The sequence below is a fragment of the Brooklawnia cerclae genome (genome assembly GCF_011758645.1).
Taxonomy (GTDB): domain Bacteria; phylum Actinomycetota; class Actinomycetes; order Propionibacteriales; family Propionibacteriaceae; genus Brooklawnia; species Brooklawnia cerclae.
Genome location: NZ_JAAMOZ010000001.1, coordinates 1,421,345 through 1,442,389 on the forward strand (window position 1 = coordinate 1,421,345; position 21,045 = coordinate 1,442,389).

At 67.8% G+C, this 21,045-nt stretch carries 20 protein-coding genes; 15 read left to right on the forward strand and 5 right to left on the reverse strand.

All coding sequences use genetic code 11. The annotated features are described in order from the left end of the window. Window positions 1–74: 74 nt before the first annotated feature. From FB473_RS06540 to FB473_RS06555, 4 genes are all read left to right on the forward strand, one after another. Complete coding sequence (locus FB473_RS06540) at window positions 75–1,025, forward strand: metal ABC transporter solute-binding protein, Zn/Mn family (RefSeq protein WP_167165760.1); 951 nt, start codon at window positions 75–77, stop codon at window positions 1,023–1,025. Window positions 1,026–1,105: 80 nt separating this feature from the next. After that, window positions 1,106–1,900, forward strand: coding sequence for a metal ABC transporter ATP-binding protein (locus FB473_RS06545; protein WP_376837217.1), 795 nt, complete (start codon window positions 1,106–1,108; stop codon window positions 1,898–1,900). A gap of 2 nt (window positions 1,901–1,902) precedes the next feature. Further along, window positions 1,903–2,805, forward strand: coding sequence for a metal ABC transporter permease (locus FB473_RS06550; protein ID WP_376837218.1), 903 nt, complete (start codon window positions 1,903–1,905; stop codon window positions 2,803–2,805). Between the two features lie 36 nt (window positions 2,806–2,841). Next, on the forward strand, window positions 2,842–3,360 hold the full coding sequence (locus FB473_RS06555; protein ID WP_167165764.1) for a DUF4186 domain-containing protein: 519 nt from the start codon (window positions 2,842–2,844) through the stop codon (window positions 3,358–3,360). Here FB473_RS06555 and FB473_RS06560 read toward each other — a convergent pair whose 3' ends face one another. Next, window positions 3,361–3,756 carry a hypothetical protein gene (locus FB473_RS06560; RefSeq protein WP_167165766.1) on the reverse strand — a complete coding sequence of 132 codons (396 nt, stop codon included), beginning with the start codon at window positions 3,754–3,756 and terminating at the stop codon, window positions 3,361–3,363. A 195-nt stretch (window positions 3,757–3,951) separates the two neighbouring features. On the opposite strand from FB473_RS06560, the gene arr reads away from it, so the two are divergent. Further along, the gene (gene arr / locus FB473_RS06565; RefSeq protein WP_167165768.1) at window positions 3,952–4,380 is read left to right on the forward strand and encodes an NAD(+)--rifampin ADP-ribosyltransferase; all 429 of its coding nucleotides are present in this window, start codon (window positions 3,952–3,954) and stop codon (window positions 4,378–4,380) included. Between the two features lie 12 nt (window positions 4,381–4,392). Here arr and FB473_RS06570 read toward each other — a convergent pair whose 3' ends face one another. Further along, window positions 4,393–5,172: an HAD-IIA family hydrolase gene (locus FB473_RS06570; protein ID WP_167165770.1), complete on the reverse strand. Its 780-nt coding sequence runs from the start codon at window positions 5,170–5,172 to the stop codon at window positions 4,393–4,395. Between the two features lie 99 nt (window positions 5,173–5,271). Here FB473_RS06570 and FB473_RS06575 point away from each other — a divergent pair, with 99 nt between their 5' ends. From FB473_RS06575 to FB473_RS06620, 10 genes are all read left to right on the forward strand, one after another. Next, on the forward strand, window positions 5,272–5,769 hold the full coding sequence (locus FB473_RS06575) for a hypothetical protein (RefSeq protein ID WP_167165772.1): 498 nt from the start codon (window positions 5,272–5,274) through the stop codon (window positions 5,767–5,769). Between the two features lie 87 nt (window positions 5,770–5,856). After that, window positions 5,857–6,636 (forward strand): DsbA family protein, encoded by a 780-nt coding sequence (locus FB473_RS06580; RefSeq protein ID WP_167165774.1) that lies wholly within the window; start codon window positions 5,857–5,859, stop codon window positions 6,634–6,636. After that, entirely contained in the window at window positions 6,633–7,253 is a 621-nt protein-coding gene (locus FB473_RS06585) for a vitamin K epoxide reductase family protein (RefSeq protein ID WP_167165776.1), read from the forward strand. The genes FB473_RS06580 and FB473_RS06585 overlap by 4 nt, the downstream gene beginning before the upstream one ends. A gap of 300 nt (window positions 7,254–7,553) precedes the next feature. Beyond that, the gene (locus tag FB473_RS06590; RefSeq protein ID WP_167165778.1) at window positions 7,554–8,249 is read left to right on the forward strand and encodes a hypothetical protein; all 696 of its coding nucleotides are present in this window, start codon (window positions 7,554–7,556) and stop codon (window positions 8,247–8,249) included. Continuing rightward, window positions 8,249–9,790: a DNA polymerase Y family protein gene (locus FB473_RS06595; RefSeq protein WP_167165780.1), complete on the forward strand. Its 1,542-nt coding sequence runs from the start codon at window positions 8,249–8,251 to the stop codon at window positions 9,788–9,790. Before FB473_RS06590 ends, FB473_RS06595 begins: the two co-directional genes overlap by 1 nt. Next, window positions 9,790–13,494, forward strand: coding sequence for an error-prone DNA polymerase (locus FB473_RS17920; protein WP_167165782.1), 3,705 nt, complete (start codon window positions 9,790–9,792; stop codon window positions 13,492–13,494). Before FB473_RS06595 ends, FB473_RS17920 begins: the two co-directional genes overlap by 1 nt. Window positions 13,495–13,540: 46 nt before the next feature. Continuing rightward, window positions 13,541–16,030 (forward strand): AAA family ATPase, encoded by a 2,490-nt coding sequence (locus FB473_RS06605; protein WP_167165784.1) that lies wholly within the window; start codon window positions 13,541–13,543, stop codon window positions 16,028–16,030. After that, window positions 16,027–16,380 (forward strand): hypothetical protein, encoded by a 354-nt coding sequence (locus tag FB473_RS06610; RefSeq protein ID WP_167165786.1) that lies wholly within the window; start codon window positions 16,027–16,029, stop codon window positions 16,378–16,380. Before FB473_RS06605 ends, FB473_RS06610 begins: the two co-directional genes overlap by 4 nt. Window positions 16,381–16,482: 102 nt before the next feature. Further along, the gene (locus FB473_RS06615) at window positions 16,483–16,911 is read left to right on the forward strand and encodes an OsmC family peroxiredoxin (RefSeq protein ID WP_167165788.1); all 429 of its coding nucleotides are present in this window, start codon (window positions 16,483–16,485) and stop codon (window positions 16,909–16,911) included. A 44-nt stretch (window positions 16,912–16,955) separates the two neighbouring features. Beyond that, window positions 16,956–17,879 carry an NUDIX domain-containing protein gene (locus FB473_RS06620; RefSeq protein WP_167165790.1) on the forward strand — a complete coding sequence of 308 codons (924 nt, stop codon included), beginning with the start codon at window positions 16,956–16,958 and terminating at the stop codon, window positions 17,877–17,879. Window positions 17,880–17,921: 42 nt separating this feature from the next. On the opposite strand, the gene FB473_RS06625 is transcribed toward FB473_RS06620, so the two are convergent. The 3 genes from FB473_RS06625 to FB473_RS06635 form a co-directional block, all read right to left on the reverse strand. Then, entirely contained in the window at window positions 17,922–18,863 is a 942-nt protein-coding gene (locus FB473_RS06625) for a hypothetical protein (RefSeq protein ID WP_167165792.1), read from the reverse strand. 75 nt (window positions 18,864–18,938) lie between these two features. Next, entirely contained in the window at window positions 18,939–19,988 is a 1,050-nt protein-coding gene (locus tag FB473_RS06630; RefSeq protein WP_167165794.1) for a DNA glycosylase AlkZ-like family protein, read from the reverse strand. A 77-nt stretch (window positions 19,989–20,065) separates the two neighbouring features. Further along, entirely contained in the window at window positions 20,066–21,019 is a 954-nt protein-coding gene (locus FB473_RS06635; RefSeq protein WP_167165796.1) for a hypothetical protein, read from the reverse strand. Window positions 21,020–21,045: the final 26 nt, after the last annotated feature.

Below are 21,045 nucleotides of genomic sequence, written 5' to 3' on the forward strand. Positions count from 1 at the left end.
TGCAGTGCCCCCGAGGTGGGCGTAGCATCCTCCAAGTAATGGTATTCGTTATCAATTTTGGAGATGCGTAGAACATGACCACGTCTCGCGGAGGAATCCGGACCATCACGGCAGTCGCGTTGCTGGCGCTGCTGGCAGGCTGCGGATCGGGTGGCTCGAGCGGGACGGAGGGCTCGTCGGCCGGAACCGCGAGCGGCTCCGGGGGCTCGGTGGCGGTCGTCGCGTCCACCAATGTGTGGGGCGACATCGTCGAACAGGTCGCGGGCGACCTGACCGACGGTACCGTGACGATCACCTCGATCATCAGCAATCCGGACGCGGACCCGCACTCATACGAGGCGAACGCTCAGAACCAACTCGCTCTGGCCAACGCGGACGTCGTGATCGAGAACGGCGGCGGGTACGACGACTTCGTCGACACGATGCTCGAAGCGGCCGACAACCCGGATGCCACCGTGCTCAACGCGGTGGACATCTCGGGCAAGCAGGCCTCGGGCGACGAGGAACTGAACGAGCACGTCTGGTACGACTTCCCGACGGTGCAGAAGGTCGCCGATCAGGTGGCCGATGCCCTCGCGGCAGTCGACCCCGCCGACGCAGACACCTACCGGGACAACGCGGATGCGTTCATCGACAAGCTGGCGGATCTGGAACAGACCGAGTCCGCCATCAAGACCGATCACGCCGGTGCCGGGGTGGCGATCACCGAGCCGGTGCCGCTCTACATGCTGGAGGCCTGCGGCCTGGAGAACAAGACGCCCGAGGAGTTCAGCGAGGCGATCGAGGAAGGCACCGACGTGTCCGCGGCGGTGCTGAAGGAGACCGAGGACTTGTTCACCACCGGTCAGGTCTCGCTGCTGGCCTACAACGAGCAGACCGCCGGGCCGGAGACGGAGACGGTGCTCGAGGCCGCCGAAGCCAGCGCGGTCGCGGTCGTCCCGGTGACCGAGACCCTGCCCGACGGCAAGGACTACATCGAATGGATGCAGTCGAACCTGGACGCGATCCAGGCCGCTCTCAAGTGACCGGTGACACTGCGCAAGCTGTCACCAGGACGAGGGCACCCCGGGGGGCGGACGACGGCACTGCCGCGCCCGTCCTCCGGATTCGCGACGCCGCGCTCAGCTACGGTGCGCGCCGGCTGTGGTCGGGGCTGTCCCTCGACCTCGAGCCGGGCGAGTTCCTGACCGTGCTGGGCGCCAACGGCACGGGCAAGACCACCCTGCTGCGCGCTGTCCTCGGCCTGCAGCCGCTCTCGGAGGGGACCGTGTCGGTGGACGGCCGTCCGGCTCGTCGCGGGAGCCCCGCGCTCGGCTATGTGCCCCAGCAGCGTCCCCTTGAAGCCAGGACGCCGCTGCGCGCCGGCGACATCGTCCGGCAGGGACTCGATGGGCATCGGCTCGGGCCCTGGCTACCCAGCAGGTCGTTGCGACGGCGAGTCGAACAGGCCCTGGACGAGGTCGGCGCCCTCGAATACGCCGACATGCCGGTGGGCCTGCTCTCCGGCGGCGAGCAGCAGCGGGTGCGCATCGCGCAAGCCCTCGTGTCGGATCCGGTGCTGTTGCTGTGCGACGAGTTGTTGCTCTCGCTCGATCTGAACAGCCAGAGGACCATCACCTGGCTGATCGATCAGCGGCGACGTGAGCGCGGCACCGCGGTCATGTTCGTCACTCACGACATCAATCCGGTGCTGCCGTACACCGATCGGGTGCTCTACCTCGCCGGGGGGAGATTCCGCATCGGGACTCCTGACGACGTGCTCACCTCGGCGACGCTCAGCGAGCTCTACGACGCGCCCGTCGAGGTGATCCGGTCGGGCGGGCGCATCCTCGTCGCCGGCGTGCCCGAGGGTGAGGACGCGTCCCACGCCGGTCGTCCGACGACGAGCGAGGAGGAATGACGATGCCGCTGATGGATCTCGGACTGTGGAGCGAGATCTTCAACTTCGACAACTACGGGCAACTGCTCCAACTGGTGCACAACTCGCTCATCGCGGGTGCGGTGTTGGGCCTGGTGGGTGGCCTCATCAGCACCCTGGTCATGATGCGTGACCTCCCGTTCGCGGTGCACGGCATCTCGGAGCTGTCGTTCGCTGGTGCTTCCGCGGCTCTGCTCCTCGGGGTGAACGTCGTGGCCGGGTCGCTGGCGGGTTCGCTCCTCGCCGCGGTGGTGATCGGGGCGCTCGGGGCCAAGGCTCGGGACCGCAATTCGATCATCGGGGTGCTCATGCCGTTCGGGCTGGGGCTCGGAGTGCTCTTCCTCTCCCTCTACAAGGGGCGTTCGGCGAACAAGTTCGGGTTGCTCACCGGGCAGATCGTCGCCATCGACGATCCTCAACTCGGTTGGCTCATCGCCACCGCGGCCGTCGTGATGATCGGGCTTCTCATCGTGTGGCGTCCTCTCGTGTTCGCCAGCACCGATCCGCAGACGGCGTCGGCCCGCGGGGTTCCCGTGGACATGCTGTCGACGCTGTTCATGCTGCTGCTCGGGCTGGCGGTGGCCATCTCGGTGCAGATCATCGGGGCACTGCTCGTGCTGAGCGTGATCTGCACCCCCGCCGCAGCCGCCATGCGCGTCACGGCGTCGCCGGTCAAGGTTCCCCTGCTGAGCATGGCCTTCGGCGTCGTCTCGGTAGTGGGAGGGACCCTGCTCGCGCTGGGCGGCAGCATCCCGATCAGCCCCTACGTGACGACGATCTCGTTCGCGATCTATGTGGTCTGCAGGGTCGTCGGGGCTTGGCGGATGCGTCATGGCTGGGCGGTGCGAGGGACGACGGAGAGCCGGAGCCTCGTGTCGGCTCACTGACGTCCGGACCTCGCCCGCGTCCTACACTGGGGGCTCATGACGGATCCGGGGCCGGTGGAGCGTTTGCGGACCGAACAGCTCGGGCGCGTCCTCGATCGCCTGGCGACCTCGTCCTTCCGGTCCCGCTTCCACCTGACGTCACGTGATCGCGACTATGCCCGCGCGCGGGGCCGGGAGGTCATCGCCCAGCACGCTGCCGAGCTTCTCAAGGGACGGGTCGGCGCGGCGGAGCCTGCCAACGACGGCAAGCAGACCCCCTACCGCGGCCATCCCGTGTTCATCGCGCAGCACGCCACCGCGACCTGTTGCCGGGGCTGTATCGCCCGGTGGCACCACATACCCGCCGGAACCGCACTCACAGAGGACCAGCTTCGCCGTCTCGTGGATGTCGTGATGGCATGGATCGAACGCGAGCTCGTCGCGGACCCAGGGCGACCGGCGGCCAACCGGACGCGTCGGGCCGGCGCAGACGGGCAGACCTCGCAGCGTGAGCCACCACCCGATGATCCGGCCCTCAGGCAGACCCACTCGGCGACGAAGCCGAAGCCGTCCTGACTAACTGGCGTGCACCCCGTCCCGGGCGGCGGTGAAGACTCCCACGACAGGGATGCCGAGGCGTGCGAAACCCGCCGCTGCGTTGTGCAACCAGGCTCGATGACGGGCGGGCTGGCCGATGCCCGGGTGAGACGTGGCGAGCAACAGCCCACTGCAGAACTCGTCGGGCATGTGGGCCCACATGTCGAAGAGCGGTTGGGGATCCTCACCCCAAGGCATGTCCGCGACGAGCATCGGGGTGGGCAGCGGAACTCGCTGTGGGGTGCAGGGCAGCAGCAACAGGGAGTTGCATGCCCGATCACGTTCACCGACCACGAGGTCGACGATGTTGGCGCAGTGGGTCGGGTCGTCGAGCGGGAGATCGCTCCAGTTCGGAGGTAAGTCTTGAAAACTCATGTGGTCAGCCTGCCAACGCGGACAGCCCTTCCCGGGGTTATCCACGAGGCCAGAATCGGGCGCATCAGCGCATGTGGAAAACTCGTTCGCCGGCTCGTCTCGTGGTATGCGCGAGGGCCGCACGGGTGCCTTTGCAGCGACAGATCAGGCTCGGTCGGCCGGCACATCAACGTCGATGTTGGCAAGGTAGACGACATGGACAACGAACAGACGCTGCCTGGGGCCGTCGATCCCGGGCCCTTCTACCACGGCACGAAGGCGGTCCTGAAGCCGGGAGACCTGCTGGAGCCCGGCCGCGAGTCGAACTTCGGCGAGAGAGCGCAGGCGAACTTCGTCTACCTGACCGCGACTCTGGACGCGGCCACCTGGGGAGCGGAGCTCGCGGTGGGTGAAGGACGCGGGCGGATCTACCGCGTGGAACCCACCGGCCCCATCGAGGACGACCCGAACCTGACGAACACGAGATTCCCGGGCAATCCGACGAGGTCGTACCGTACCCGGGAGCCCCTGCGCGTGGTGGACGAGGTACTGGACTGGGAGGGACACTCACCCGAGGTGCTCCGCGGAATGCTGGAACACCTTGAAGAACTGAGGCGGCAGGGCATCGAGGCGATCAACGACTGAGGAACTCGTCCCTCACAGCATCTCGTACAGCTCGGCCACGGACTCCACCACCAGGCTCGGACGGTAGGGGAACCGGTCGAGATCCTTGCGTCCGGTGATCCCGGTGAGCACGAGAACCGTGAACAGTCCGGCCTCCATGCCCGCCACGATGTCGGTGTCCATGCGGTCACCGATCATGGCGGTTGTCTCGCTGTGAGCCTCAATGCGATTCATGGCGCTGCGGAACATCATCGGGTTGGGCTTGCCGACGACGTAGGGCGTGCGGTTGGTGGCCGCGGTGATCAGCGCCGCCACGGCTCCGGTGGCGGGCAGGACTCCGCCCATTCCCGGGCCCGAGGTATCGGGGTTCGTGGCGATGAAACGCGCCCCGCCGATGATGTGGTTGATCGCCTGGGTGATGGCCTCGAAGGAGTAGGTACGGGTCTCCCCGATCACCACGTAGTCGGGGTCGCTGTCGACCATGATGAATCCCGCATCGTGCAGAGCAGTGGTCAGACCGGCCTCACCGACCACGAAGACCTTGGCGCCGGGATGCTGGTCGGCGAGGAAATCGGCGGTGGCGAGCGCGGACGTCCACAGGTTCTCCTCCGGCACGATCAGACCTGCCTGATCGAGGCGGGCACTGAGGTCGCGGGCGGTGAAGCTGGAGTCGTTGGTGAGCACCAGAAAACGGCGCGAGGTGTCCACCCAGCGATTGATCAGGTCGGACGCACCGGGGACGGGGGTCTCGCCGTGCACCAGGACCCCATCTTTGTCGGTGAGCCAGCATTCGATGTCTCGGGGAGTCCTCATGACCTCAAACCTAGAGGATGACAGGCGACGGCGCGTCCCCGACCCGTCCATCGGAGTAGGTGGGGTGCCATAGAATGGCGGACGACCACAGGAGGCAGGGTGAGGCGATCGCGGCTGCACGGCGTAGGAGGATCCGTCCTCCTCGCGCTGGCTGGGCTGCTCTGGCTCGGTTCCCCCTTGTCGAGAAGCGTCCTGACGGGGTCCGTGCGAGCCTGCATCACCGAGTCCTCGGGCACCGCCTGGCTGGGGATCCATTTGCGGGTGCTCGCCGAAAGCTCCGCCTGCCCTCAGGGGAGCTACGCCCCGGGCCCGCATTTCATCGAGGCCGCGCATGTCTCGATCGCGCTCTCGGGATCCACTCTCGTTGCCGCTGTGGTCCTGCTGCTCTGGGCACTCGGTCTGGGCTTGTGGGTACGCCGGGCGTTGGAGACCGTGCGCGTGTGGGTCACCCGCCGCCTGGGCCTGACCGGATCTCCGGTACTGCCGATCACTCTTTCGCCGCGTGCACCGATGGAGGCCGTCGTCGCCGATCTCCGTGGTGCCGTCCTGGCGCATCTGCAACATCGTCGGGGTCCGCCGGCGCTGGTACCGGCCTGACGATTCCCCATCCCGCTCATCGATCGTGAGCGTTCGTCGGGCTTGTCCTCGTCCGCCCAACCCCGACCTCGAAAGCGAATCAGAACGATGAGCAAGAACAAGCAGAATCTCTCCAGCCCACCATCAGGCGGCGCGAATCGCCGCGAACAACTCCGTCAGCAGCAGGCCCAGGCCGCACGGGAGAAGAAGGCCCGAACCGTGGTGACCTTCAGCGTCCTCGGCGTGGCGCTCGCGGTGATCGTCGGCGTCGTCGTCTGGGGCATCGCCAGCGCCACCAGGAACTCCTCGACGTCCCAGGCCCAGGCCAGTGGTGCCGCCACCGAGGACTACTCACTGGTCATCGGCGAGCAGGACGCCCCGGTCACGGTGGCCATCTACCAGGACTTCATGTGCCCCTACTGCGGCCAGTTCGAGCGCACCAACCGCGACGATCTGGAGGCGCTGGTGGCCGACGGCACCACAAAGGTCGAGTTCCATCTGATGAACTTCCTGGACAGCTCGTCCCAGGGAACCAACTACTCCACCCGGGCTGCCAACGCGCTGGTCACGGTGGCCAAGTCGGAACCCGAACACGTGATGGCCCTCAACGCCGCCCTCTACGACAACCAGCCCGACGAGGGGACGTCCGGCCTGAGCGACACTGAGATCGCGGACCTGGCCAGTGAAGCGGGCGTCAGCGATGCGGTGATCTCGACGTTCGCGGATCTGTCCAACGCCGACTTCGTGGACGGGTCCAACGACGCCGCCGCTGCCGATGGGGTCACCAGCACACCGACCATCAAGATCAACGGTGAGGAGTTCAGCGGTTCGCAGATCTACACCGCGGGCATGCTGAAATCAGCCGTGGAGGACGCAGCCGGCAGATGAACGACCTCCTGGACCGGATCCACCGATTCCGGCAGTCCGACGGCTGGATCTTCGGCTACATGCTGTTCTCCTCCTTGGTGAGTCTGACCGCGTCCTTCGTGCTGTCGGTGGACGCGATCGAACTGGCCAAGAACCCGGACGCGATCCTGTCGTGCGACATCAACTCGGTCATCAGCTGCGGAACCGTCGGCACGACCTGGCAGGCGAACCTGCTCGGTTTCCCGAACGCATTCCTGGGGTTGATCGCCGAACCGGTGGTGATCACGATCGCCGTGGCCAGCCTGGCCAAGGTGAGGTTTCCGCGCGGGTTCATGCTCGCCGCCCAGGTCGTCTACACGATCGGTTTCCTGTTCGCCTACTGGCTGTTCTACCAATCGATGTTCCACATCAACGCGTTGTGCCCCTGGTGCCTGTTGGTGACGCTGTCCACCACTTTGGTGTTCAGTTCGTTGACGCATGTGAACATCCGCGACAACAACCTCTTCCTGCCGGCGCGGGTGCAGACCGTGCTGGCCTCGGGGCTGCGGATGGGGCTGGATGCGCTGATCGTGGTGGTGTGGCTGACCCTGATCGTGGTGTCGATCCTGGTCAAGTACGGAGCTGCGCTGTTCGCCTGACCGAGGACGCGGGCTCCCGGTATGCCCGGGAAGGGCGGTACCGGGAACCGTAGCCTCTGAGAGGGACGACGGCCGGCGAGGCATCCGAGAGCGCCGCTGCCGGCGGCTACTTCGCCCCGCGTGACACAGTTCCTTCAAATCGACTCGCTCAGGGTCGCACAGGGCGATTCCACGGCGTGTCGAGCGGAATTGAAGGAACTGTGTCACGCAGGGCAGCGGCCAGGAGGCGTGGAGCACCGAGCATCCGCGGGAGCTGTCCATCCTCTTGACCAAATCGAACACAAGTTCGATTATTGAACAGTGTCCTTTCGTCCCGTACCCGCAGCGTCTCCGACTCCGGAGCTCGTGGGACGACTGCGCTCCCAGACGAACAGCCATACGGCCGACGCCCGGCAGCGGGTGTTCGCCGTGCACCCCGGGTTGGCCGGGCTTCTGCCGGATGCCGGTCTGCGAGCCGGGTCCGCCTATTCCCTGGACGCATCCGGAGCCCTGATGCTCGCTCTGCTGGCCGAGCCTTCCCGGGCCGGGCTCTGGTGCGGCGCGGTGGGCCTGCCGGAACTGGGCGCGGAGGCGGCCGGTCAGGCCGGAGTCGCCTTGGACCGGCTGGCGCTGGTCCCCAAGCCGGGGCAGCGCTGGCTGTCGGTGGTCGCCGCGCTGACCGAGGTGTTGAGCGTGATCGCTGTTCGTCCCGGCAGCGCGGTGCGCCCGGCGGATGCTGCCCGACTGGCGGCACGGCTGCGCGACCGGGAGGCGACGCTGCTGGTGGTCGGGGAGTGGCCGCGAGCTGAGGCGGTATTGCGGGTGGACGCGCCGCACTGGTCGGGTGTGGGCGAGGGCCACGGCCGTTTGACGGCGCGGGAGGTGACGCTGAGCGTCGTCTCCCGGCGTGCCCCGCGGCCGCGTAGCGTCCGGTTGCTGTTGCCCGGTCCCGATGGGCGGTTGGGCACGGTTGCGCCGTCGGTTCCCGCTGTCGGGCGGCTGGAGGCGGTGGGGTGATGACCGCGACCGACCAGCCGGTGCGCTGTTGCGTGCTGTGGTTTCCTGAATGGCCGGTGACCGCCTGGGCTCTGGCCGAGGGCGGTTACGCCGACGAACCAGTGGCAGTGGTCGAGGCCAATCTGGTGGTCTCCTGCTCCGCGGCCGCCCATGCCGAGGGGGTGCACAGCGGCCAGCGGCGGCGAGAGGCGCAGGCGTGCTGCCCGGCGCTGCGGGTGGCGCCCGCCGACATCGACCGCGACTACCGGATGTTCGCACCACTGGTGGACCTGCTGGAACAGGTCAGCCCGGGTGTCCAGGTGATCCGTCCGGGGCTCGTTGCGCTCCGGATGAGGGGCCCTGCCCGGTACTACGGGGGCGAACAGCCCGCCGCAGCTGTCTTGCTGGCCGCCATGACGCAGGCCGGGATGGCTGGGGTGCGGGCCGGGATCGCCGACGGGATGTTCACCGCCGAGCAGGCCGCCTACGACTCCGAGCCGATCCGCATCGTGCCGCCCGGCGCGGCTGCCGCTTTTCTGTCGTCCCTGTCCGTGAACCGGCTCGGGGACGCGGAACTGGCCGAACTGCTGCCGAGGCTCGGCGTCCACCGGCTGGGGGATTTCGCGGCGCTCGACGCGGGGCTGATACGGGATCGCTTCGGTGAGCGGGGCGCGAGATTGCACGCTCTGGCACGTGGACGAGATCCCAGCGCCGTGCGGCCACGTACTCCACCGGTCGATCTGGCCCGGCAGATCGACTTCTCTCCACCGCTGGAGTTGATCGATCAGATCGCATTCGCGGTACGGGCGACCGCCGAGGAGTTCATCGCCGGGCTGAACGACCGGCAACTGGTGTGCACCGAACTGCGGGTGGGGCTGTCCTCGGAAGAGGGCGAGCATTCCGAACGGGTGTGGCTGCATCCCGCCGCGTTCGATTCGGCAGCGGTGGTCGACCGGGTGCGCTGGCAGGCGCAGGCCGCCGCGGGCAGCCAGCTCGGCAGCGGGGTGGTGCGGGTACGGCTGGAACCGGCCGCGGTGGATGCCGTCTCCCATCACGCCCCCGGGTTGTTCGGTACGGGGCCGGACGAACGCGTGCACCACGTCGTGTCCCGGGTGCAGGCGATGCTGGGGGCAGACGGCGTGGTCACCGCGGTGATCGGCGGCGGCCGTCGCCTGGTCGAGCGTCAGGTGCTCGTCAGCTGGGGAGACAGGGCGATGCCGCCTTCGCCCTCGGATCGTCCCTGGCCCGGGCACCTGCCGGCCCCCCTGCCTGCGACGGTGTTCGACGATCCCCGGGTGGTGGCCGTTGTCGATGCGGGAGGTGCCGGGGTCGGCGTGGACGAACGCGGCGTCCTGTCAGCTCCACCGGCCGTGCTGGTCGATGCCGGCCGCCGACGTCCGATCATCGCCTGGGCGGGGCCTTGGACGATGGACGAACGCGGTTGGGATCCCGTCCGCCACCGGCGGGCCCACAGATTCCAGGTGGTCGACGACAGCCAGACCGCCTGGCTGCTGTTGTGCGACGACGAGGGGCAGTGGCAGGCCGAGGGGAGGTACGACTGATGGGTTTCCACAACCCACCGATGCCGTGGTCCGACCTCGAGCGCACGCTGAGCGGCTCCGATCCGGCTCCGTCAGCCGTGACGGACGCCCCGCTATCCCGCAAGCGAGCCCCCTACACGGCTCCGCCGATCGAACGGCCGCGGGATGCCGTTCCGTACGCCGAGTTGCACATGCACTCGTCCTTCTCGTTTCTCGACGGTGTGTCCTCGCCGACAGACCTGGTCGTCGAGGCCGAACGGCTCGGGCTGCACGCGTTGGCTCTCACCGACCACGACGGGCTCTACGGGATCACCAGGTTCGCCGAGGCAGCCGAGCCGACGGGAGTGAAGACGGTCTTCGGCGCCGAACTGTCACTGGGCCTGTCCGCGCCGCAGAACGGCAGACCCGACCCGGAGGGCACTCATCTGCTGGTCCTGGCCGCCGGGGAGGCGGGTTATCACCGGTTGGCCGGGGCGATCACCGACGCCCAGCTCACCGGGGCCGAGAAGGGGCGTCCGATCTATGACCTGGCCGGATTGGCGAATGCCGCCGACGGGCACTGGGTGGTGCTGACCGGCTGCCGCAAGGGGGCGGTGCGCCAGGGGTTGCTCGCCGGTGGCGCCGCGGCGGCCGGACGGGAGCTCGACGCACTGACCGATCTCTTCGGTCGTCAGCGGGTGTACGTGGAGCTGACCGACCACGGCCATCCGCTGGACTCGACCCACAACGACATGCTGGCCTCGCTCGCCGCCGATCGCGGGCTGCCCACTCTGGCGACGGGGAACGTGCACTACGCCACTCCCGCCCAGCGTCTGCTCGCCCAGACGGTAGCCGCGATCCGGGCGAACCGGAGCCTGGACGATCTGGACGGTTGGCTGCCGGCCACCGGGATGGCGTTCCTGCGCTCCGGGGCCGAGATGAGCCGGTTGTTCGCGCGCTATCCCGGAGCCGTGGAACGCACCGTGGGACTCGCCGACGAGCTGGCCTTCTCGCTGCGCCGGGCCAAGCCTGCCCTGCCCAAGCAGGAGGTGCCTGAGGGGCACACCCCGATGTCCTGGCTCCGGGAGCTGGTCTGGCGGGCGGTGCCGGGGAAATATCCCCGGCTGGACGACGCCGGCCGGGCACGGATCGAGCGCGAACTCGCGGTGATCGAGGCCAAGGACTTCCCCGGCTACTTCCTGATCGTGCACGACATCGTCGCCGAGGCCAGGCGTCGCGGCATCCTGTGCCAAGGCCGAGGTTCGGCTGCCAATTCCGCGGTCTGCTACCTGCTGGGCATCACTGCGGTGGACTCCATCCGCTACGGCCTGCCCTTCGAGCGCTTCTTGTCGGCGCTGCGGGACGAGGAGCCCGACATCGACGTGGACTTCGACTCCGATCGTCGCGAGGAGGTCATCCAATGGGTGTTCGAGCGCTACGGGCGCGAGCGTGCCGCCCAGGTCTGCAACGTCATCCAGTACCGGCCGAAGAACGCCATCCGGGACGTCGCCAAAGCACTCGGCTATTCGCCAGGCCAGCAGGACGCCTTCGCCCGCCAGGTGGAGCACTGGTCGCTGCCGAAGCCTCCCGAGGCTGTCGGTTCTTCGGTCCCTGAGTTTGTTGGTTCTTCGGTCCCTGAGCTTGTCGAAGGGACGGGTTCTGGTGGCGGAGGTGCTCCTTTCGACAGGCTCAAGGAGCGTTCTGGGCGTGTTCCTTCGGTCCCTGAGCTTGTTGGTTCTTCGGTCCCTGAGCTTGTCGAAGGGACGGGTTCTGGTGGCGGGCGTGCTCCTTTCGACAGGCTCAAGGAGCGTTCTGGGCGTGCTCTTTCGGTCGGGGTCAAGAAGCCGGGGAAACCGGAGGACGAACAGCCGATCGACGTCCCGCAGGCCGTGCTCGATCTGGCCGCCCAACTGCTCAAGGCTCCCCGGCACCTGGGCATCCACTCCGGTGGGATGGTGCTCACCGAGCGTCCGGTGGGGCAGGTCGTGCCGATCGAGCACGCCCGGATGCCCGGCCGGACGGTGATCCAGTGGGACAAGGACGATGCCGCCTGGATGGGGCTGGTGAAGTTCGACCTGCTCGGTCTGGGCATGTTGGCCGCGCTGCAGCACTGCTTCACCATCGTCCGGGACGCCACCGGCGAGGTCTGGGATCTGGCGAGCATTCCCAAGGAGGAGCAGGCTGTCTACGACATGCTCTGCCGGGCGGACGCCATCGGGGTGTTCCAGGTGGAGTCCCGTGCCCAGCTGGGATTGTTGCCCCGGTTGCGGCCCCGGCGGTTCTACGACCTGGTCATCGAGATCGCCTTGATCCGGCCCGGCCCCATCCAGGGCGGAGCGGTGCATCCGTTCGTCCGCCGCAAACTCGGCACCGAACCGATCACCTACGCCCATCCCAAGCTGAAGCCTGTGCTGGAACGCACCCTGGGCGTGCCGATCTTCCAGGAGCAGCTGATGCAGATGGCGATGGCGGTGGGGGAGTGCAGCGGCGAGGACGCCGACCTGCTGCGCCGGGCGATGGGCTCCAAGCGGGGGATCGAGCGCATCGAGTCCCTGGAGCGCAAACTCTACGAGGGGATGGCTCGCAACGGGCTGACCGGTGATGCCGCAGACCACCTTTATGCCCAGATCAAGGCGTTCGCGAACTTCGGTTTCGCCGAGTCCCACTCGCTGAGCTTCGCGCTGCTGGTGTACGCCAGTTCGTGGCTCAAACTGCACTATCCGGCGGCATTCCTGGCCGGACTGCTTCGTGCCCAGCCGATGGGGTTCTACTCGCCTGCGACCCTGACCGCTGACGCCCGGCGGCATGGTGTCGAGGTGCGCCGGCCCGACCTGCAGCGCTCAGGGGTGGACGCCGGCCTGGAGCCGATCTCGTCGGTCGAGCCCGACGGATCCTGTCCGCCGGTTGAGCCTGTCGAAACCGGCAAGACCTTGCGGCCCCCCACCGGTCTCGATTCCTGCCTCGACCCCGAACAGCCGCCGATGGACGAGTTCGACCCCGACGCGCCCGACACCGGGGCACAGCATCGCCGGGACGGCAATCTCGCTGTCAGACTCGGTTTGGCGGGCGTCCGGGGGATCGGACGGAAAGTGGCCGAGCGAATCGTCGTCGAACGCGACGCCGATGGGCCGTACTCGTCCATGGAGGATCTGGCCCGGCGTGCCGGGCTGACCGAGGAACAGTTGTCGGCGCTGGCAACCGCCGGAGCATTCGACGGCCTCGGCCTGGGACGTCGGCAGGCACTGTGGCGGGCCGGTACGGCCGCGTTGGACCAGGCGGAGAACCTGCCGGGCATGGTGGCGCCGCTCCAGCCGCCGCTGTTCGACGAGCCGACCGGCTTCGAGGTGCTCGCCGACGACCTCTGGGCGACCGGGATCGCGACGTCCGACCATCTGCTCGCCCATCTACGGCAACGGCTGGACGAGCGCGGTGTGCTGAGCTCGGCCGCGCTGCGCACCGCCGAACCCGGTCGCCGGATTCGCGTCGCCGGGTTGGTCACCCATCGGCAGCGACCGTCCACCGCCACCGGGATCACCTTCGTCAGCCTCGAGGACGAGCACGGCATGATCAACGTCGTCTGCTCCGCCGGGCTCTGGACCCGTTACCGGCGACTCATCCGCGAAGCTCCTGGCCTGATCGTCCGCGGCATCCTCGAGCGTTCGCCCGAAGGGGTCACCAACGTGCTGGCTGACTACGTCGAGTCGCTCCCGGTCGCCGTCCATCACACCTCGCGTGACTTCCACTGAGGGGGCCTGTGACTTTCTGTCAGAGCCCGGCCCTAGTTTGAGAACCGTGACACGTGAGCTTGTGGATTGGGTCGACGAGCAGATCACAGCGTCCGGCCTCGACGACGAGGTGGGATTGCTGATCCTGGCGGCGATGGAGGGCGACGACCAGCTGGATGTCTTCCTGAACAGCGGCGCCTCATCGACGCGGGTCCGTGGCTCGGTGCCGGATGCGGGTGTGACCGCGGGCGGGACGTTCCTGAGATCGATCGAGGTAGAGGGCTTCCGCGGGATCGGGGCGACCACGACCCTGCGTCTCAAACCGAAACCGGGCCTGACGATCGTGGCTGGACGCAACGGCTCGGGCAAGTCCAGTCTTGCCGAGGCCCTCGAGCTGGTGCTGACCGGAGACACCTACCGGTGGCGTGAGAAGAGCAAGTTCTGGAAGGACAAGTGGCGCAACCTCCACCACTCCCATGCCCGTATCGCGGTCGATGTCCTCGAGGAGGGAAGCGGCGCGATCACCGTGATGAGCTCGTGGCCGGACGACGCCACCGCCGTCGAGACGCGCATCACGAGGACGCAGCGAATCGTCGACGGCAAGACCCAGCCTCAGACCGACGGCATCGATGGCCTGGGATGGGCGCGTCCGCTCGAGCAGTTCCGGCCGATGCTGTCGTACGACGAGCTGGGTGGGCTGCTCGCCGACGGGCCGAGCACGCTGTACGACGCGCTGGCCAGCATCCTGGGAGTGGATGAACTCACCGCTGCGCTCAAGCGGATCCAGACTCGGCTGAAACAGCGGAAGGCGCCGATCAACGACGCGTCGACCCGCCGAAAAGAGCTGCGCGCACAAGCCGCCCACATCGCGGACGAGCGGGCCGCCAAAGCTGCTGATCTTCTGAAGAGGACGTCACCGGATTCGGCTGCGTTGCGCAGTCTGGCCACCGGAGGCGACGATGACCAGACCGGTCTGATCGCAGCGCTCAAGGCATTGGCCTCACTCTCGTCCCCGGTGACGGTGGAACAGGTGCTCACAACTGCCGAGAGGCTGCGTACGGGTGTGTCGGCGATCGCTGACAGCGTCACGGACCTCTCGCGGGTCGACCTGGAGCGGCTCGAGCTTCTCGAATCTGCATTGCGGCTGCACGCAGAACACGGCGACATGAGCTGCCCGGTATGCCAGAGGGGCACCCTGGACATCGCGTGGGCCGACGCGAGCCGGGTGGCCGCCGGGCGAGCACGACAGCAGTACGCCGCCTACGAAACTGCCAAGAAGGCTCTTGACGCCGCAGTGGCCGGGTTACGGAACCTTGTGTCGGCTCCGATTCCGGGTGTTCTGCGCAGTGCTCCTCCCGTACCCGAACTGGACGAGGCAGTGGCCTCGGCCCGACAGGCGTGGACCGAGTTCCTCGATGCCCCCGATGGGGGGAGCAACACGACACGTCTGGCGCAGGCCGATCACATCGAGCGCACCGTCGGACCACTGCTCGTGGCTCTGGAGCACCTTCGCGAACGCGCCGCCGAAGAGGTCGGGCGGCGCAACGACGTCTGGCAGCCCTTGGCGTCACAGATCGCCGCGTGGTGCGACGCTTGTGATGCGGCTGCGGCCGACGTCCCCGTCGTCGACCGTTTGGCCAAGGCCGAAGAATGGCTCAAGGAAAACGACCGGGCGCTCAAGAACGAGCGCCTGAGACCGATCACCGAGGGCGCGCGTCAGGCATGGAGCAGGCTCCGCCAGGAGAGCAACATCGAGCTCGGTGATCTGAGGCTCGAGGGGTCGGGTACGCGTCGACGCGTCCAGATCGATGCCTCCATCGACGGTGCGGACGCCGGCAACTTCGCCGTGCTCAGCCAGGGCGAGTTGCACGCGCTGGCTCTCGCGCTGTTCATCCCGCGTGCCACGATGGCTGAGTCGCCGTTCCGTTTCGTCGTCCTGGACGACCCCGTGCAGGCGATGGACCCGGCCAAGGTGGACGGCCTCGTGGACCTGCTCGGCGAACTCGCCCGGGAGCGGCAGGTGATCGTGCTCTCTCACGACGACCGTTTGCCGGCTGCCGTGCGCAGGTCGAGCGTGGACGCGACCGTGCTCGAAGTGTGCCGTGGCAAGAACTCGAACGTGACCATCCGCACCCTCAGCGATCCGGCCGAGCGCTACATCGCCGACGCGTTCGGCATCGTCAAGGAGTGGGAGGACGAGCGGCTCGAGGAACTCGCCATCCGCAGGACCTTGCCCGGTCTGCTGCGGTTCGCCGTCGAGTCCGCAGCGAAGGACGCGTTCTACGAACGCACGATCAAGACAGGTTCCGCGCTCGTAGATGTCGAACGGATCTGGGGAGATGCACACACCACCCGGTCGAAGGTCGCACTCGCGGTGGTGGGCGAGACAAGCGATCCCCGGGAGCTCGACGCCTGGCTCGGCGGCCGTCCGTACCGGAGGCCTGCGCTGAACGTCGCAGGCCCGGCGATGCACAACGGGCTCAGGGACGCCGTCCGACCACGCGACGCCGCCACGGACGTGAAGAAGCTCGTCGCAGACATCAGGAGCGCGGTGTGAACAGGCTCTTGACCATAGCGATCGCTCAGCTTCGTCAGGACGATCCGTATGCCAACCGCCGTGCGGCATGGTTCGCCCGGTCAGCCCTGGAGGACGTCATCGTCGAGCTGCTACATGCCAAGCAGGTCGATGCCGGCCCGCTGGCCAGCGGCCGCACCAAGCTCACATGCCTGGAATCCCTGTATCGCGAGGAGGATCCCGACATCGTCGCCCGGGCGCAGTACGCCTGGTCGCGGTTGAGCGAGGCCTGCCATCAGCACGCATACGAGCTCGCGCCGACGTATGTCGAGTTGGCGCACCTGGTTCGTCTCGTGATGGGGCTCTGCGGAGCTGTGCCGAACAAGGACTGAGTACTCACGGCGTAGCGCCGGGCTCCGCGTTCGCCAGCCTGCCGGCTTCGACCCGGGTAGGCTGACCAAGCGTTGGAAACCTCCGAGACAAGGAGCATCCCCATGGCGAATTCCACCGTCAGCACCGCACGCACACACTGGACCGGCAACCTGTTCCAGGGCAAGGGCCAGACGACTCTGGCCACATCAGGCGTGGCGACCTTCGACGTGAGCTGGGCCAAGCGCGCCCAGGCCGGGCAGGGCACCACCAATCCCGAGGAGCTGCTCGCCGCGGCTCTCACCACGTGTTACAGCATGGCGCTGAGCAACGCTCTGGCCGAGGACGGCCATGATCCCTCCAACATCGACACGGAGGCTGCCGTGACATTCGTGCCGGGGCAGGGGGTCACCGGCATCACCATCACCGTGAGCGGCGAGGTGCCGGGCCTGGACGCGGACGGATTCAGGGCCAAGGCCGAGTGGGCCAAGGAGAACTGCCCGATCTCGCAGGCGCTCAAGGCTGTCCCGAAGGAGTTGCGGGTCATCGACTGATCCGGACGCGACGCATCATTCCGGGCATGTGACAGGCTGGACGCGTGACGATCGTCCCACCTGACCCCGGCGAGCCGCGCCGACCCTCCGGTCCACTCGATCCGGGTGACGCCTGGGTGGTGGCGCCGACGGGAGAGCGATATTGGGGCCGGTTCGGTGCAGCAGGGTTGCTGGCTGTGGATCCGAAGCGCGGCGTCCTGTTGCAGCATCGCGTGGGCTGGAGCCACTTCGGCGGGACGTGGGGGGTGCCTGGTGGTGCGCGACACGAGGGTGAGTCGGCTGTCGACGCCGCACTGCGTGAAGCGCGGGAAGAAGCCGGAGTCGCCCGGCACGTCGTCAGACCGCGGCTGCTCAGCCTGCTCGACCTGGACTGGTGGAGCTACACCACCCTCGTCGCAGACGTTCAGGTGCCGTTCGATCCCGTCGTCGGCGACCCTGAGAGCGTCGAACTGGCGTGGGTTCCGGTTGCCGACGTCGAGACATACCCGTTGCATCCCGGATTCGGGGAGTCATGGGTTCGACTGCGCGGGCTGCTGGTTGAAAGGCCCGTCGTCGTGGTCGACGCAGCGAACGTGGTCGGCGCGACCCCGGACGGTTGGTGGCGCGACCGGGCAGCAGCCGCCGCTCGGCTCATCGAGCGGATAACAGCGCTGGCTGCGCACGGGATCGTCGCCTCGGAGTTGGGTCTCCCCGAAGACCGCTGGTTCCCGGAGATCGTCGTGGTGGTGGAGGGTGAGGCACGTGCGGTGCGTGATCCGGACGACCCGGCAGGTGGCGTGCGGATCGTCCGGGCGAGTGGGTTGGGTGACGACGCGATCGTCGCGGAGACCGAGCGCCTGGTTCGTGCGGGGGACGCGGTGACGGTGGTCACGAGCGACCGGGGTCTGGTCAGGCGAGTGGGCGAGGTCGGCGCGGAATCGCACAGGGTGCGCTGGCTGCTGGACCTGCTCGATCTTCTCGGGACGTAGGCGCAACTCAGCCGCCCGTGTGATTGCGGCCTATCGCGCGTCCTACTCGGACGTATGTTTCCTCAGCTTGACGACCATGGCCCCCGACACACCGATGACCACGGCGACCGACAGGGAGAAGCCTGCGGTGCGCACATCGATGAGTTGGCCCGCGAACACCCGCCATGCGTATCCAGGTAGCTCGCTCGGCTGATGAAGTAGTGCGCGAGACCCAGCCACGCTCTGGACAGCCGTCAGGAAGGCGGGAAGCGTCCACAGGACGATCAGGCTGATGACCCCACCGGCGGTTCGCGATCGTGGGCCGATCCCGGCCCACGCGATCGCCAGACCGGTCAGGACAGGTGGGACCCAGGCGCCTGCGACAAAAAAGGCGGTGGCTTCCGGCGTCCAGGAGTCGATCAGGCCCACCACGTTGACGAAGGCCGTGATCCAGTAGCCGACGGCCACGGCGGCGATCGTGAGACCGACGACAGCTCCGGAAACGGCGGCCGAGCCGATCAGCCTCAGCACGAGTAGGCCGACGGCGATCGATGCCACGATCACCGCGAGCATCGCGGTCAGGTAGATCGCCGATATGGCGCTGGGCAGCAGGCCGTCTGCGACGGTGACCGTGGTCTGAAACGTCGCGGCGGCATGCACGATCAGCACGCCGATGCCCATGGCCGCCACGGCATGCTGGGGTGCCGTGCGGCGCATGCAGCGTCCGACCAGCCCCACGACTCCGTACCCACAGACCAGCAGCCCGAACAGCAGCGTGACCGCGTACTGATTGAGCGGCAGCAGGGCCAACGGCATGTCGCCCGGAAGCGTGGCCTCGGCCCAGAGATTCTGCAAGGGGAGCCGCATACCTGTGACAAGCCATGGGATCAGACCGATGACAGCAGCGGCGACACCGATCAGGACGAACCAGCGAACCGGAAGAGTGCGCCGCGCGTCGTCGACCGGGGTTCGGCGGCTTCCGATGACGGTCTGTTCACCTGCCACGGGCACACCCTACTCGCCGTGGTTCGTGCGCAGCCCGGCGGCGTCTGCGGTCGGCGTCCTGGGGAAACGAAGAGGTCAACCGTGTGGCCATAGGGCGAGGGCGCGATCGATCGCGCGGTGTGCGCGGGGTGCGATCGGCTCCACGATCTCGGCCACGGGCATTCCGGGAACACCCGCTGATCGGGGGACCCGCCACGTACCGACGACCCTGCCGTCGAGGAGGATCGCAGGCCGGAAGATGCCGTTGCCTCCCGGCGTGAGCGCTTCGAGCACTGCCGGAGAGGCCACCAGCGACCGGTCGGCGTAACCCAGGATCCACTCGTCGAATCCCGGCACGAGGGTCACACCACTCCGGTCGGGTATCTGCGGATCTCCGATGACCCATCCGGGGACGTCGTCGATCCGTACGTCGGTGAGGTCGCCGACGGTGGAAGCCGCCCGCCGCAACACAGCCTTGGGCAGCTTCGTCCACCACGCGAGATCGGCTTCGGTCACCGGCCCCCGTGCGGCGACGAAACCCCGCACCACCTCCGCGAGCGAGGCCTCGGGATCGGGCGGCTGGGGCAGGGAGGCGAGTGTGAGCAATTGCTCGGATCCTGCCTCGTCGAACGGGCCCCAGCACGTGAGACCGTCGACCGACAGGTGTGCCAGCAGGTGGTATCCGCGTCCACCCGTCGTCGGGATGCCCGCTGCGTCCCATATCGCGAGCACCTGCGCTCTGCGCAGAGGACGATCGGCCAACGCGGCCCGCAGCAACTCCCGTGCCCGCTCGATCGCGTGGTCGGCGAGCCCGAGTTGGTGCCGACGACGGGCCGAGGCCCGGTGCGTGCGCTCCGCGGTGAAGTACAGCAACGTCGCCAGATGCTCCGGGGACGTGACGAACAGCGTTCCTCGCATCGGCCACGACCGCACCAGTTCACCGGCATCGAAGGACGCGCGCACCCGTGCGACCGTTGTGCCCGGCTCGGAGCGGATCGCCACGGCCCGCAGGGCGGCAGGTAGGTCCTGGCCCTGCAAAGCGACCGCACGACGGACGACCGCAGCCGGTGGAAGGCCGGAGCCTCCGAGCAACTGGGCCTGCCATCGCATCCGCCGAGCCTGCACGGTCGTGAGCTGAAGGGGCACAGCGGCAACGGTAGTCGTCTGAGTACTCGTCCCCCGGCGTTGCCGATCAGCGGGTCACAGGACTGCGCCGGCCGACCTCACCCGCACACCGAGGTGCACGAGTCACAGCTCGCGTTGCAGTCGTTCACGGCGAAGTCGTGGAGCACCATGAACTCACTGCCCGGGATCGGCACCTCCAGTGAGACCTTGCCGTTGTCGAAGGTCACCGTGTCATCGGCGAAGGCGATGGTGATGGGCAGCCTGACAGGCGCGTCGTGGGTCAGCGCGAGCCGCGTCCGTGAGGAGAGGCGCTTGTCGCCCAGCTGAGGGCTGTGGACGATGGCATCGCCCGACGTCGACACCTGGCGGAGGTCCCCCGCACGGTCGAACCGCACAGAGTTCTCGTCCGCGTTCATGCCGAGCGCATCGACGTCGTAGGCGACCACGGGGCCTATCGGGGTGTCGAGGGTGATCGGTTCGACGGGCTCCAGCGACTCGAGCTCCCCGCTGGGGTAGATGCGGAACCCGACGCGGGTCTCCATGGGCCCGATCGGTGTCTGCAGAGTCATGGTGTCGCCGGGCCAGAGCAGCACGCTCTTGATCTGACCGGTTTCGTAGAAACGGATCCCGGACACCGCCGCGGTCACGGTGCCGAACGCGAACTCGAACGAGAGCGGTTTGGCAAGGGCCCTCTCGTCGTCCTCGCTCCAGCTGTAGCTGATCTGCCCGTCGAGGGGGAAGACGCTGTCGACCTCACCGTTGCGGAAGAAGGTGACGCGCTCGGCGGGTAGCGGACCGATCGGCGTGAGGATCGTGGTCTGCTCGTCGAGGTAGACGCTGCGCAGCGCGCCGTCGGGGAAGAACGTCACCGACGACCGCGACTTGCTGCGGATGTCCGGTGGCGAGAAGCGCGGCACGAGGTCGCCGCATCGGGTGTGAATGACATTGCGCTGGTTCAGGCTGCACTCACGCAACGGGCCGTCGTCGCCGTACCGCGTGAACGAGACGATGCCTCTCAGGCTTGCGGACAGGATATGAGTCAGCGTCGGCATGGTGGCTCCTTCGGTCGACTGTGAAC